Source organism: Actinomyces naeslundii, from assembly GCF_001956585.1.
Classification (GTDB): Bacteria; Actinomycetota; Actinomycetes; order Actinomycetales; family Actinomycetaceae; genus Actinomyces; species Actinomyces naeslundii.
This window is the reverse complement of the sequence record NZ_MSRR01000033.1, coordinates 1-13,315: the sequence shown is the minus strand read 5'-3', so window position 1 is coordinate 13,315 and position 13,315 is coordinate 1. Positions and strand designations below refer to the sequence as shown.

General features: G+C 66.1%; 13 protein-coding genes. 9 read left to right on the top strand and 4 right to left on the bottom strand.

Annotation, left to right across the window (positions count from 1 at the left end; genetic code table 11):
• Positions 1 to 31: 31 nt before the first annotated feature.
• The 3 genes from BKH33_RS12665 to BKH33_RS12655 form a co-directional block, all read right to left on the bottom strand.
• A complete protein-coding gene (locus BKH33_RS12665; RefSeq protein ID WP_003780005.1) occupies positions 32 to 907 on the bottom strand; it encodes an NAD-dependent epimerase/dehydratase family protein in 876 nt (291 codons plus the stop codon).
• 133 nt (positions 908 to 1,040) lie between these two features.
• Positions 1,041 to 1,589, bottom strand: a complete 549-nt coding sequence (locus BKH33_RS12660) for a TetR/AcrR family transcriptional regulator (RefSeq protein WP_275935696.1) — start codon at positions 1,587 to 1,589, stop codon at positions 1,041 to 1,043.
• 112 nt (positions 1,590 to 1,701) lie between these two features.
• A complete protein-coding gene (locus BKH33_RS12655; RefSeq protein WP_003780049.1) occupies positions 1,702 to 2,028 on the bottom strand; it encodes an ArsR/SmtB family transcription factor in 327 nt (108 codons plus the stop codon).
• A 120-nt stretch (positions 2,029 to 2,148) separates the two neighbouring features.
• Between BKH33_RS12655 and BKH33_RS12650 the strand changes: the two genes are divergently transcribed.
• The 3 genes from BKH33_RS12650 (at position 2,149) to BKH33_RS12640 (ending at position 4,948) form a co-directional block, all read left to right on the top strand.
• Complete coding sequence (locus BKH33_RS12650; protein ID WP_003780019.1) at positions 2,149 to 3,378, top strand: MFS transporter; 1,230 nt, start codon at positions 2,149 to 2,151, stop codon at positions 3,376 to 3,378.
• Between the two features lie 69 nt (positions 3,379 to 3,447).
• Positions 3,448 to 4,392, top strand: coding sequence for an NAD(P)-dependent oxidoreductase (locus tag BKH33_RS12645; RefSeq protein ID WP_256700256.1), 945 nt, complete (start codon positions 3,448 to 3,450; stop codon positions 4,390 to 4,392).
• Between the two features lie 151 nt (positions 4,393 to 4,543).
• The gene (locus tag BKH33_RS12640; RefSeq protein ID WP_232621427.1) at positions 4,544 to 4,948 is read left to right on the top strand and encodes a transposase family protein; all 405 of its coding nucleotides are present in this window, start codon (positions 4,544 to 4,546) and stop codon (positions 4,946 to 4,948) included.
• Here the strand turns inward: BKH33_RS12640 and BKH33_RS12635 are convergent.
• On the bottom strand, positions 4,852 to 5,283 hold the full coding sequence (locus tag BKH33_RS12635) for a winged helix-turn-helix transcriptional regulator (protein ID WP_003780069.1): 432 nt from the start codon (positions 5,281 to 5,283) through the stop codon (positions 4,852 to 4,854). The two genes, BKH33_RS12640 and BKH33_RS12635, sit on opposite strands and share 97 nt — an antisense overlap.
• Positions 5,284 to 5,369: 86 nt before the next feature.
• Here BKH33_RS12635 and BKH33_RS12630 point away from each other — a divergent pair, with 86 nt between their 5' ends.
• From BKH33_RS12630 to BKH33_RS12605, 6 genes are all read left to right on the top strand, one after another.
• A complete protein-coding gene (locus BKH33_RS12630) occupies positions 5,370 to 6,350 on the top strand; it encodes an NAD(P)-binding domain-containing protein (RefSeq protein WP_003780031.1) in 981 nt (326 codons plus the stop codon).
• Positions 6,351 to 6,505: 155 nt separating this feature from the next.
• Positions 6,506 to 8,503 carry an OPT family oligopeptide transporter gene (locus BKH33_RS12625; protein WP_003780053.1) on the top strand — a complete coding sequence of 666 codons (1,998 nt, stop codon included), beginning with the start codon at positions 6,506 to 6,508 and terminating at the stop codon, positions 8,501 to 8,503.
• 115 nt (positions 8,504 to 8,618) lie between these two features.
• On the top strand, positions 8,619 to 9,392 hold the full coding sequence (gene ppgK / locus BKH33_RS12620) for a polyphosphate--glucose phosphotransferase (RefSeq protein WP_003780051.1): 774 nt from the start codon (positions 8,619 to 8,621) through the stop codon (positions 9,390 to 9,392).
• 104 nt (positions 9,393 to 9,496) lie between these two features.
• Positions 9,497 to 10,762, top strand: coding sequence for a serine hydrolase domain-containing protein (locus tag BKH33_RS12615; RefSeq protein WP_081395438.1), 1,266 nt, complete (start codon positions 9,497 to 9,499; stop codon positions 10,760 to 10,762).
• A 56-nt stretch (positions 10,763 to 10,818) separates the two neighbouring features.
• Positions 10,819 to 12,210, top strand: coding sequence for a sensor histidine kinase (locus tag BKH33_RS12610; protein ID WP_003780039.1), 1,392 nt, complete (start codon positions 10,819 to 10,821; stop codon positions 12,208 to 12,210).
• Positions 12,207 to 12,947, top strand: a complete 741-nt coding sequence (locus BKH33_RS12605; RefSeq protein ID WP_003780065.1) for a response regulator transcription factor — start codon at positions 12,207 to 12,209, stop codon at positions 12,945 to 12,947. The genes BKH33_RS12610 and BKH33_RS12605 overlap by 4 nt, the downstream gene beginning before the upstream one ends.
• The last annotated feature ends 368 nt before the right edge of the window (positions 12,948 to 13,315 follow it).

Sequence of the window (13,315 nt, the reverse complement as noted above, 5' to 3'; positions counted from 1 at the left end):
CCTTGACATGAGGCACCCCGGGCTGGTGCCTTCAGAAGACTTGAGGGGATTCATGAGCGTGGACCGCGTAGAAGTCCGCGAGGTGGTGGGTGCCCGTTGTCGGGGCCACGCAGTCGCGCGTCATGTTCCAGGCCATGAACCGGGCGGTGTCGGCCAGGCGCGGGCTGAACAGTCCGGTCAGTCGCAGTGCTGGCGGCAGCGCCCACGCCGGGACGGTGAGGATGTGTGAGCGCTTCCCGACGGCGTCGAAGGCCAGGTGCGCAAGCTCTCGCCAACTGAGCACGTCCGGTCCGCCGACGTCCCATGTGCCGGTGCGCCCCTCCTCCATCCGGTCAACGACGTAGACCGCCAGGTCCGCCCCGTGGATCGGATTGATCCGCGCCGTCGGGCGGAGCACCGTCACCAGGCCGCGCCTGGCCATCGCGAGTACCTCCGTCATGTCGGAGAAGTAGGCCGGCGGATTGATGATCTGAGAGTTGATTTCCGCCACCGAGAGCGTCTGCGCGAATGCCGACTTCGCTCGCGTCAGCCGGGCGGGGCAACGATCGCCACCCAGGGCATTGATGTAGGTGAAGGAGCCGGCGTGCTTCAGTGCCGAGTCCAGGATCGCCAGGTTGGCGAGGTTGTCGATCTGCCACGGGTCGGCCTTCTGGCGGGTCACCCCCAGAGCCGAGACAACATGCTCGACGTCGGCTGCGAGATCGCGGGTGAAACGAGGATCGGTGACGTTCCCGAGAGCCCACTCGTCCACCAGGCCGTCCAATGACGGTGAGCCCCAGGGCCCTTGCCTGCGGGCGCGATCCCGGTCCCGCGCCACGGCCCGGATGAGATGTCCGCGGTTGTGAAGCTCGGCGACCACGTAGCGGCCGAGGTATCCGGTCGCCCCGGCGACAAGAACGCTCGCCATCGTGCATTCCTCCTGAACCTCGTTGTGGCAGCGAACGGTTGGTAACAACTACGGTAGTCATTTATGGACAGACATGTCCACAAACAAGGAGGCTGTCGGTTCCCGTGGCCGCGGTCAAGCGGGGAGGGGCCTGCTATGGCGCCCCGAACAGCCGCGTCAGGAGGGTGTGCGCCAGCTGTCGAGCATCCGCTCCCTTGCCGGCTTGCGAGGCCAACCACCGATCGAGTGTGACGGCAACGCTCCACACGAGCTCGACATGCAGGTCCTCCGGGATCTCCTGGTCGAGCACGCCCTGCTCGCGACCCGCGTGCACGGTCTGCTGGCACCACGCCCGGGTGGCCCCCTCGAAATCGGTGCGTGAGGCGCTCGGCGGAGCGTCCCGCATGTGGAAGAGCATCGCGATTGTCGCCACGTCCTCGTTGTCGCCGGCCGCCGCCAGCTCGTCGAAGAAGGTGAAGATCTCGGGCCAGAAGGACTCGGTGGTCAGCGCTGCAGGATCGGGTGGGCTCACCCGCTCGGCGAGCAGGGTCAGCCCGTCGGAGAAAGCCGCGTCGAAGAGCGCTGCCTTGTCGGTGAAGAAGTAGTAGAAGGAGCTGCGAGGGAACTGCGCGGCGGAGAGGATGTCGCTCAACGCGGTGCCGTTGTACCCGCGGAGCGCAAACATCGTGCGCGCCGTCCGCATCAAGCGACGACGTCGGGTCGGGTCGATCGGCTTGCGCGGCCTGGCCATCTCTCACCTCGCAGGTTGCCGGCGGCTCGTCCTTGAGCCGTCAGGGTACTCGCTCGGGTGGTCGTCAGTCCGGCCACTGCCCCTTGCCGGCGGGCAGGCCGACGGCGGCCAGCAGGCCCGGAAAGCGCTGCTCGATGATGTTGTCGCGCCGGGTAATGCGCCGGTGCTTGCCCTCGCGCTCGGTATGCATGAGCCCCGACTCGCGCAGCACCCGGAAGTGGTGCGACATCGTGGACTTGACGACGTCGTAGCTCAGGTCCCCGCAGTACAGGGCGCCTTCATCGGCGATCCGGCGCAGGACGTCGCGGCGGATGGGGTCTGACAGGGCGCCCAGGATCGCGTCCAGGGAGATGTCGCCCGCCTCGGGGTGGAAGAGCTCCCTGTCCTTCACGGTTCGTCCCTGCCTCTCTGTCTCGACCTTCGCCCCCGGCGCGCACCGGACGGGGGTTGACAGAGGGAATCGTCTCCTACAATTCTTAGTACGTCAAACATCGAACTAAGGAGGTTTGAGATGACTGAAGAAACGAGCGGCTCATCGCACGTATCTGTCGATGACGAGAGGACGTCGCCGAAAGGTGTCCGCGTCTCGACCATGGGCTGGCTGTCCTTCTTCACCATGTTCGTCATCGGCACCGACACCTTCCTCGTCGCGCCCCTGCTGCCCCTGCTCCAGCGTGAGCTCGACGTCCCCCTGTCCCGGGCTGGCTGGCTGGTCTCCGCCTACGCCCTGGGGTACGCGCTGTTCGCCCTCGTGGCCGGCCCCGTCTCGGACCGTCACGACCGACGTCGCGTCATTCTCTCCGGACTGGCGGCCTTCGCCGTTTTCACCTGCGCCTGCGGACTGGCCTGGAGCTTCTGGAGTATGGTCGCCGCCCGCTTCCTGGCCGGCGTGAGTGCTGCGTTCGTCAGCTCCCAGATCTGGGCCTCCATCCCGGTGACGGTGCCCCGGCCGTCCGTCATCAAGGTCATGGGCTATGCGACTGCGGGACTGGCGGTTGCGCAGGTTGCCGGCGTGCCGATCGGCTCCTACCTGTCGATCAGGGGCTGGCAGCTGCCGTTCCTCGTGGTCGCGGTGGTCAGCGTCATTCTGTGGGGACTCCTCTTCCTCACGTTCCCCCATGTGCGGCCGGTGGGGGAGCCTGCTGACGTCGTCGGCTCCTACCGGAGGGTCCTCGGCTCGCGGGTGCTGAGGCGGTCGCTCCTCGCCTACCTCGCGTTCCAGACCGGCAACTATGCGTCGTTCTCATTCATCGGCTCCTGGCTGGCCAAGGACTTCGGTGCCTCGCAGGGCGCCATCGGGAAGGCCATGATGATGATCGGTCTGGGAACCGCGCTGGGGTCGATCCTCGGTCCACGGCTCGTTGCAAGGATCGGTGAGCGGCGGTCGTTGTGGGGCGGCATCCTCGCCCAGGGCGCCTTCTACCTCCTGGCTGCTGCGATGCCGCTCATCGTGACCACCATATGGGGTGCCGTCGTCGCCTTTGCTGCGGCCCTGGTCGTGGCTGGTTTCCTCCTGCCCGTCCTCATGGGGCAACTGCAGGCCCACGCCGGCCAAGCCCGAGGAACCGTCTCCTCACTGTCCAACACGGCGATGTACCTCGGTGCCACGATCGCCGGCGCCATCGGCGGCGACCTTCTCACCCGGCTCTCCGGTTTCTGGGGCCCCAGTCTCATGACTGCTTTTGCCTTCCTCCTGGCCGTCGCCCTGTACAGGATCGCCGGCGCCCTGGCTTCCGAGTGACTCGGGCGCCTGTCGTGTACAAAGGACGGCAACACTCCCGATCCTGGGCGCCGTAGGGGGTCCAGGCGGGTGGCCGACCACGGACAGGTCGACAGCTCGATCAGAGAGAATCAAGGGAGAAGCATGTCTCAACTGACTGTAGCCTTACTCGGCACCGGAATCATGGGCTCGGCGATGGCTCGCAACATCGCTGGTGCCGGCCACGCCGTGCGCGCCTGGAACCGCACGATCTCGCGTGCCCAGCCCCTGGTCGACGACGGCATTGAGGTCGCCCCCACCGCCACCGCCGCCGTCGAGGGGGCCGACGTCGTCATCACCATGCTCTTCGACGGCGCCGCCGTCGCCGAGGTCATGCGCGAGACCGCTCCCGCCATGCGCCCCGGCGCCGCCTGGCTGCAGATGACCACTGTCGGCCCGGATGATGTGGCCGGCCTGGCCGCCATCGCGCAGTCCGCCGGGGTCCTCTTCTACGACTCGCCCGTCTCCGGGACCCGCCAGCCCGCTGAGTCCGGCACCCTTGTCATCATGACCGCCGGTCCTGCCTCCGGCCGTGAGCTGGTCACTCCGGTCCTGGACGCCGTCGGGTCGCGCACTGTGTGGACCGGCGAGGACGGTGCCGCCGCCACCTCGACCCGCCTCAAGCTGGTCGTCAACTCCTGGGTCATCGCCGTGTCCAACGCCGCCGGCGAGATCGTCACCCTGGCGAAGGCGATCGGTGTGCCCCCGGCCCAGTTCTTCGAGGTGCTCGACGGCGGCGGCCTGGACCTGCCCTTCCTGCGCATCAAGGCCGACCTCGTTGAACGGGGCGCCCTGAGCCCGGCCAACTTCGCCGTCGACACCTCCGGCAAGGACGCCCACCTCATCCTCGATCTCGCCCGCGAAGCCGGCTTGAGGCTCGATGGCATGGAGGCCTTCTCCGCCCGGCTCGACCGTGTCGCCGACGCCGGCCACGCCCACGAGGACATGGCCGCCTCCTACCTGGCTGGGTTCTCGACCTCGACCAAAACCTCGTAAGGGACGCGGCCCCGGGTCAGGGGGTCCAATGTTGGTGGGTGAGGGGGGAGGCGCTTTGATGGGGGTGGTGTGTCGCTGGGGCGGGGGCGTGGGCCCCATGGGGACGGTGAGTGGTACTTAATCAATCCCTTTGTTCTGGGAGGCCGCGCTGATGTCAGCTTCCACCACGAATGCCTTGTCGCACCAGCCTTTGATCCGGGTTCTCAGGAGCATCACCGACCCACGCGACAGACGCGGTGTGCGCCTTGACCTGCCCACGGTGTTGTTCCTGGCCGTGACCGGGGTGCTGGCCGGATGTCGCAGTCTGACGGCGATATGGGAGCACTCCATCGACCTGACCGCCTCCGACCTGCGGTCCCTGGGGGTGGAGTCGGGGCCGGGCCCCGCCCTCAGCAGTCATCCATCCGCCGGGTCCTGTAGGACCTGGACCCCGTACATGACGTTTTGGTTGTTGTGGAGTCAAAGAGAGCGGGTGGGTGTGTCTGCGCCCCGGTCCCAGCGTCCGCGAGCAGCCGCGATGCTCTCGCGATTGTCCGTTGCCCAGTCGACGAGCTGACGAAGAACGACTGTGAGGGACTCTCCGGTTCCAGTCAACGCGTACTCGACCTGCGGTGGGGAGGTGTCCAGGACTGTCCGGCTGATGAGTCCGTCCCTCTGGAGTCGACGTAGGGTGACTGTGAGCATGCGTTGGGAGATTCCCTCGACTGAGCGCAGCAGCTGCCCGAACCTGCGTCGGCCGTGCAGGCGCAACTGAATGATGACGAGGACCGACCAGGTGTCCCCGATCCGGTCGAGGACATCGCGCAGGCCGCAGACGGTGCTGTCGGGCTCGCAGTCGCCTTCCTGTGAGGAGGTCTCATTGACGGTTACTCTCGGGTGCCTATCGGCCATGAAGATGCCTTCTTGTCGCGTTCATCGGTTCGCCATACTGTCGACCCGGGTAGTTACTAATTGTAACCAAGGAGGAGTGAAGCAACATGCCCGACAAGGCGAGTGAAGTGATTGGCATCATCGGGTCCGGGCCTATTGGGCAGGGGCTAGCGACATTGTGGGCACAGGCCGGCTACACGGTTCAGCTCGGTGCGCGGTCGCCGGAGTCGGCGAGGCGTGTGAGTGTCCTCCCGAGCGTGCGCGTCGTCAGCTTTGAGGAGGCCGCCCGTCACAAGGTGGTGGTCCTGGCAGTCAAGCACAGTGCTGCGCAGGGCGTAGTAGATCGTCTCGCGCCGCTCCTCAAGGGGGCGATGGTCTTCGACGTGATGAACGCCGCTGGTATGCGGGAGGGGCAGATCGTCTCCACGCTGCCGGATAGGCGCACTGAAGGGCAGTGGATGGCCGAGATGCTGCCGGACTCAATGGTTGTGCGCGCCTTCTCCCATATTCAGGGGGAGTTGCTCGTGTCGCGAGCAGGTAAGAATCTCGGAGTCTGGGCGGTCGGATATGCCACCGATGCTCTTGAGGAACGACCGCGAATTGAAAGCCTCCTCGAGGCTACCGGATATGTGCCCGTATTTGTTGGGACGCTCGCAGAATCATCATTGCTCGATCCTGGCGGATCAGTATTCCCCCACCTGTTCACGGCCGGTGATCTCCAACATCTTGCCGCCGTGCATCGACTGCCTCGGATGCTGGAGCGATTCAACGCGGGTGACATGAGTGAGGTGCTCCATGACAAGGTTCAGTGGAGCTTCCCCTACGGTCCCACGCTCGGGGTGCAGGAGACCTTCATCGGGAAGGAGGCGGTTGTGGATCATCTGAGGAGAGTGCGCGACTCCGGTGTACGCATCTCCGATATACGCACCGAGCTCGAGACCCCGCACGGTGCCGTGGTGCACGCCGAGGGAGTGTTCCCGACCGCTCAAGGGCCCATCGCCAGCGAGATCGTCAGCGTCGTCACCATGAAGGGCGGGCTCATCTGCGAGGTTCGCGAATACTGGGATACCGCGGCGATCAAGGGGTGAGTCCCAGGGGTGGGGCAGACGCGGTTGAGCGGAGCACTACCCTGCCTTGAGCCGCTACGTCTGCTTTGTACTGATGAGAATGGACCATTAACGATCGTATTCGGACACAGTGCTACTCTCCCCTCGGAATCATCCCGACATCGAGAGATCTCACCATGTCCACAACAACCTCAAGCGGTTCCACTGCGGCGAAGCCGACCAGTGCCGGCTCCGCCGGCCCGGTCAAGGAGCTGACGATCCGCGGCGTCCTCATCGGCGGCGTCATCACGCTCGTCTTCACCGCGGCGAACGTCTACCTCGGTCTCAAGGTGGGGCTCACCTTCGCCACCTCGATCCCGGCCGCCGTCATCTCCATGGCGATCCTGCGTCGCTTCTCCGATCACACGATCCAGGAGAACAACATCGTCCAGACGATCGCATCAGCGGCCGGAACGCTGTCCGCCATCATCTTCGTGCTGCCCGGACTCATCATCGTGGGCTGGTGGACCGGCTTCCCCTACCTCCAGACGGTTCTCGTCATCATCCTGGGCGGCATCCTCGGCGTCACCTACTCGATCCCGTTGCGGCGCGCGCTCGTGACCAACTCCGAGCTGCCCTACCCCGAGGGCGTGGCCGGCGCCGAGGTCCTGCGCGTGGGCGACACCAGCGAGGGGGCCGAGGAGTCCAGCCGCGGACTGGGCGTCATCGTGCGAGGCTCCATCGCCTCAGCCGCCCTCTACTTCCTCAACGCCCTCAAGGCCATCAGCGTCGACATCTCCGGGGTCTTCCGAGTCGGTGCCGGTGCCACGATGATGGGCACCTCCCTGTCCCTGGCGCTGGCCGGCGTGGGACACCTGGTCGGCGTCGGCGTCGGCATCGCCATGATCGTCGGCCTGCTCATCTCCTACGGCGTGCTGCTTCCGATGCGCACCTGGGGCGGTGCCGCAGGCGCCCCGGACCTGGCGGACTTCGTGAGCACCACCTTCGCCAGTGAGGTGCGGATCGTCGGTGCCGGTGCCATCGCCATCGCCGCCATCTGGACCTTCCTGAAGATCCTCGGCCCCATCGTCTCCGGTATCCGCGAGTCCCTGGCCTCCAGTGCCAAGCGCAACGCCGGTGAGGAGATCCCCCTGACTGAGCGCGACCTGTCGATGAAGACGGTCATCGGTGTCACCGTCGGCTCCATGCTGCCCATCGGTGTGCTCCTGTGGCTGTTCCTGCACGGGACCTCCATGGCCCACCACACGGCGGGCCTCATCATCGTCTCCATCCTCTTCATCCTGCTGACCGGTCTGGTTGTCGCCTCGGTCTGCGGCTACATGGCCGGCCTCATCGGCTCCTCCAACTCGCCGATCTCCGGCGTCGGCATCCTCGTGGCGGTGACTGCGGCCGCGCTCGTGCGCACCATCGCCACCACCTCCTCGCCCGACGACGTCCGCACCCTGGTGGCCTACACGCTGTTCGTCACCGCGGTCGTCTTCGGCGTGGCCACCATCTCCAACGACAACCTTCAGGACCTCAAGACCGGCCAGCTCGTCGACTCCACCCCGTGGAAGCAGCAGGTTGCCCTCGTCATCGGGGTCGTCTTCGGTGCCATCGTCATCCCGCCGGTGCTCAGCCTCATGCAGGGAGCCTTCGGCTTCGCCGGTGCCCCCGGTGCCGGTGCCGACGCTCTGGCCGCGCCTCAGGCAAACCTCATCAAGCACCTGGTGCAGGGCGTCCTCGGCGGCGACCTCAACTGGAGCCTGCTGGGACTGGGCGCCGTCATCGGCGCCATTGTCATCGCCATTGACGAGGCCCTGCGCCGTAGCAGCAAGTACTCGCTGCCGCCGCTCGCCGTCGGCATGGGCATGTACCTGCCCACCAGTGTCACCGTCATGATCCCGGTCGGTGCTGCCCTGGGCCACCTCTACGACCGCTGGGCCCAGCGCACCGCCAACCCCGAGCGGGCCAAGCGCATGGGTACGCTCATGGCCACCGGCCTCATCGTCGGTGAGAGCCTCGCCGGCGTCGTCTACGCCGGTATCGTCGTCGCCTTCGGCGGCAAAGAGGACCCGCTGGCCATCATGCCCGAGGGCTTCGCCGGCGTTGCCCCCTGGGTGGGCGTGGTGCTGTTCATCGCCACCCTGTGGTACCTCTACCGGGGTGCCCGCCAGGAGAGTACTCGCGACTGAGGCCTCCGGATCCCTTCAGGATCGACATCGATCTTTCTCCGACCATCCTCGCGGCTGCCGTCCCTGCACTAGGCTGGGCGGAGGCCGCGAGGACGCGTAGTACCAGGAGGACCTCATGACTTTGGCAGCACCGACAACATCAGTGGCATGCGGGATCGACATTGGCGGGTCGGGCGTCAAGAGCGCCCTGGTCGACCTGGCCACGGGCACGTTCATCGGCGAGCGCGTCCGTATCGACACCCCGGAGGAGTCCACTCCTGCGGCCGTCGCCGATGTGTGCCGCGAGCTCCTCGAGCAGCTTCAGGTGAGCGACGACGTCCCGGTCGGCGTGGCTCTGCCCGCTCCGATCGTCCACGGCACCGTCCCGTTCATGGCCAACCTCGACAAGTCCTGGACGGGCATCAACCTCACTCAGCTCATGCGCGAGCACCTGGGCCGGCCGATCACCGGCCTCAACGACGCCGATGCCGCCGGCCTGGCCGAGGTCGCCTTCGGTGCCGCCAAGGACGTGCCCGGAACCATCATCGTCACCACGCTGGGTACCGGGATCGGCTCTGCCGTCATCGTCGACGGGACCCTGGTGCCCAACACTGAGCTCGGGCACCTGGAGATCGACGGGTACGACGCCGAGAGTCGGGCCTCCGCCGGCCAGCGCACCGCCCAGGACCTGTCCTGGAAGAAGTGGGCCAAGCGCCTCCAGCGCTACTACGCCCACGTGGAGATGCTCTTCTCCCCGGACCTGTTCGTGGTGGGCGGGGGAGTCTCCCGCAAGCACGAGAAGTACCTGCCGCTGCTCGACCTCAAGACCCCGATCGTCCCGGCCCAGCTGCTCAACACGGCCGGCATTGTCGGGGCCGCCTACCAGGCCTCCCGGGCCGTCACGATCTGAACGGTCCGACTGGGAGCAGAGCGGGCCCGGCACTGTCCATATGGACAGCAGGGGCTGTGCCCTGGGCGGGGGTGGTCGGCCTGCTGGCTCGTGACACTGGAGGCATGGGTAAAGCAGAGAAGTTCAGTCCTGTCCGTTCCGATGCAGTCACTCCTGACAGCCCCGAAGCAGTAGGGGCCGCCGGGACCCGAGCCGGCCGTCGCCGGTTGCTGGTGTGGCGGGTGTTGGCGGTGCCTGTGGCGGCGGCGATCGCATTGGGTGCTGCTGGTGGTGCGGCGTCGGCGGCGCCGTCGAAGGGGGAGGCTGAGAGCCTGAAGGCTCGGGCGCAGGGGCTGGTGGAGGCCGGTTACCCGGCGGCTCTGGCGGCGGTGAGCGACAGCAAGGGTGAGTCCGCGGGGGTGGCCGTGGGTAAGGGCAGTCTGGAGACGGGTCAGGCTCCGCCGATGGACGGGGAGGTGAGGGTCGGGTCGAACACGAAGACCTTTGTGGCCGTGGTGGTCATGCAGCTGGTTCAGGAGGGCAAGGTGGGGCTCGATGAGCCGATCGAGACCTACCTGCCCGGCCTCATCAAGGGCGAAGGTATTGACGCCTCAAGGATCACGGTGCGCCAGCTCCTCCAGCACACCAGCGGCCTGCCTGAGTACGCGGACACCTACCGTTCCAGCAACGCTGAGGTGATTGAGAATATGCAGCACTATGTTCCTCCGCGTGACCTTCTGGATACTGCTCTGGGTAAGCCGGCGCAGTTCGAGCCCGGTGCTCAGTGGAAGTACACCAACACGAACTATGTGGTGCTGGGGATGCTTGTTGAGCGGGTGTCTCAGCGGCCGGTGGGTGAGCAGATCGACCAGCGCATCGTCAAGAAGCTGGGTCTGTCCCACACCTACTTCCCGGCCCCGGGGGAGGAGAAGATTCGTGGTACTCACCCTCAGGGGTACCACCTCAGTGCTGAGGGCAAGCTGGAGGATATTACCGAGATGGATCCGGCTTTGGGGTGGGCGGCTGGTGCGATGGTCTCGACCCCGAGCGAGCTCAACACGTTCTTCCAGGCCGTCTTCGACGGCAGGCTGCTGACCCAGTCCAGCATCGACGAGATGAAGAAAGGCGTCGACACCGACAAAGCTGGCGTAGTGTACGGGCTGGGCCTGATCGGTAGGTCGTTGTCCTGTGGGGGCACTGCCTGGGGCCACGGAGGTGACATCGCGGGCTATCACACGAGAGGTGGAGTCGGACCTGACGGCACCGCCGTCACCGTCGCCGTGACCGCCCTGCCCACAGCCATCGCCGACCAGAACAACCCGGAGAGCTCCGCCAAGGAGAAGGCCGGAAAGGTCGATGAGGCAGTGGACGCTGCCCTGTGCCACAAGTGATGAGTTCTGAGGCGGAGTCGGGTACCTCATCGCCGCGTATGTGTTTGACTCGGGATATGCCCGATTCCGCCGTTCAGGTGCAGAGACCATCGCGTCTTCCCCGGGCCGCGGTGGGTCTCTGCCTGCTCAGCGTGCTGCCCTACATCGGTATGGTGCTGGCCGATCTCGAGCACATCAGCAACTACGGAGTCAGCTCGGTTCCTTGGGCGATTCTCGTCATCGTCCTGGTCATCACCCAGGTGGCGGCCGTGATGATGACGGCGCGCTTCCCGTACTGGGTGCTCGGGATCGTGGCCACCGCCGATCTCATCGTTCTCATCGCCAGCGATCGATCGGGACTCGGATCCGCCGCGGTCATGGTCGTCATCTGGTACCTCGTGCGTCACCGCATCCCGGGCTGGCAGATCGCGCTGTTCGCCAACGTCATCGTCTTGAACGTGGTCTTCCTCATTGGCGAGGTGTACTCCGGTCAGCGTGGGATAGTCGCCATGATCATCCTGCTCTCGGCGCACCTGCTGCAGCGTTACCTCTTACCGGTGGCGGTGGCGGAGCACATGCTGGGGCGCGAGCAGCTGCACCAGGCGCTGCGAGACAAGGCCGAGCTCCTCGAGCGGGAGAAGCGGCTGCTCGAGCGCCAGGAGCGCGAGCGGGTCGAGCGCGAGCTGCGGGCCAGCCGCAATGCCCTGGCCCGCGACCTGCATGACATCGCCGGCCACCACCTCTCCGGCGTCATCGTCAGCGCCCAGGCGGCCGCGGCTCTGCGGCACAAGGATCCGGAGCGTTCCTACCAGATGCTCCAGACGGTGCAGGCCAGTGCGCGGACCGCACTGGCCGACCTGCGTCAGGTCGTCGGCCTCCTGCGCAGCGAGGGCAGGAGTGACTCTCAGCGTGAAGGGCAGGCGACGGATGGTCAACAGAGCGAATCGACGTCGTCGAGCACCGAGGCGACAGCCGAGGCTGCGACCGTGACGGGTTCTCAGATGACAAGGGAGCCGGTGCTCCTGCCTTCGCTGGAGGCAGTGCCTCGCCTCGTTGAGGAGTCTCGCTGTCGTCAACAGCGGGTCGGGTACGCAGTCAACGGCCGGCCTCGTCCCCTGAGCCCACTAGCTGACACCGCCGCCTACCGCATGGTCCAGGAGTCGCTCGCCAACAGCGCGCGGCACGCGCCGGGAGCCCCTTGCCAGGTGCGGATCACCTATCAGCAGGGGTGCGTGGAGATCGTGGTGAGCAACCGACGTCCGCCGAATGTGGAGGTACGTCAGGCAGGTGCAGGTAGCAAGGGCGGTGGCTACGGCCTGTCCGGCATGGCTGAGCGGGCGGCCCTGGTGGGCGCTGAACTGGTCACCGGTCCCGACCCCGACGGCGGCTGGTGCAACCGCCTCGTCATCCCCGTTCCGTCGGGCAGCGTCGACGGGTCCCGTACCGAGGAGGAAGTGGATATCCCATGATTCGACTCGTCATCGCTGACGATCAGGCCGTGGTCCGTGCCGGCTTGAGCGTCATCCTCGGAGCGGAGGAGGACATTGAGGTCGTGGGTGAGGCGGCAGACGGTGCCGAGGCGATAGCGCTGGCTCGTGAACTACGCCCCGACGTCGTGTGCATGGACATCCGCATGCCCGGGACCGACGGCATCGTGGCAACGCGGGCGATCGTCTCCGACCCTGATCTGGACGTGGACGTGCTCATCCTGACCACCTTCGATGTCGACGACGACGTCCTGGCCTCGCTTGAGGCCGGTGCTGCGGGCTTTCTCCTCAAGGGCGCCGATGAGGCCACCTTGCTGGGAGCCGTCCGTTCCGTTGCGGTGGGAGAGGGGACCCTGGACCAGCGCGTCACCCGCCGCATCCTGCATGAGCTCTCCAGACGAGGCTCCCGAGGCGCGCTCGTCGGACATGGCGTCGGGTCTCAGCATCAGTACGCCGACAGACCTGCGGATGCTGGCGGTGCATTCGAGCATGCGTTGTTCGCCGGAGCTGCTTCCGCGGACGTCGCCTTGACCTCTCGGGAGCTGGAAGTGCTCAGGCTGTTGGCCCAGGGCATGTCCAACGGTGAGATGGCAGCACACCTATATGTGGAGCCAACGACAATCAAGTACCACCTGACGGGACTCATGCAGAAAACCGGGTCTCGAGACCGGCTGCAAACGGTGCTCTGGGGGATTCGCGCCGGCCTGGTACGGCCCTGAGAAGCGATGACGGGAGAAGTAGAACCGGAGGGGCCGGTGCAGGGGAGAGCCGGCCTGTCCCCCGGGGAGCCCGGATGTGATGCAGGTCGCGGGAAAGTCGTTTGACAACCCGCAATCAAGTGTGGCTATAGTACTCCTCGCTGCCGGAGCGACTGAACGGTCCGACGGCGGTACCGGACGGCGGAAACGTCGAGCCGGCAGGAGTGATCCGGCTGGTGCGGTGAAAGCAGAATAGTTCAGAGATCAGGGTCACGCGATCCGAATTTGATTCCCGAACGACAACCTGCTTATGCTAGTCCGGTCGCCTTCGAGAGGCAAGTTAGGAATTCTTCCTAGTTGAAATCTCGGTGGGTGTGTTGTTTGAGAAC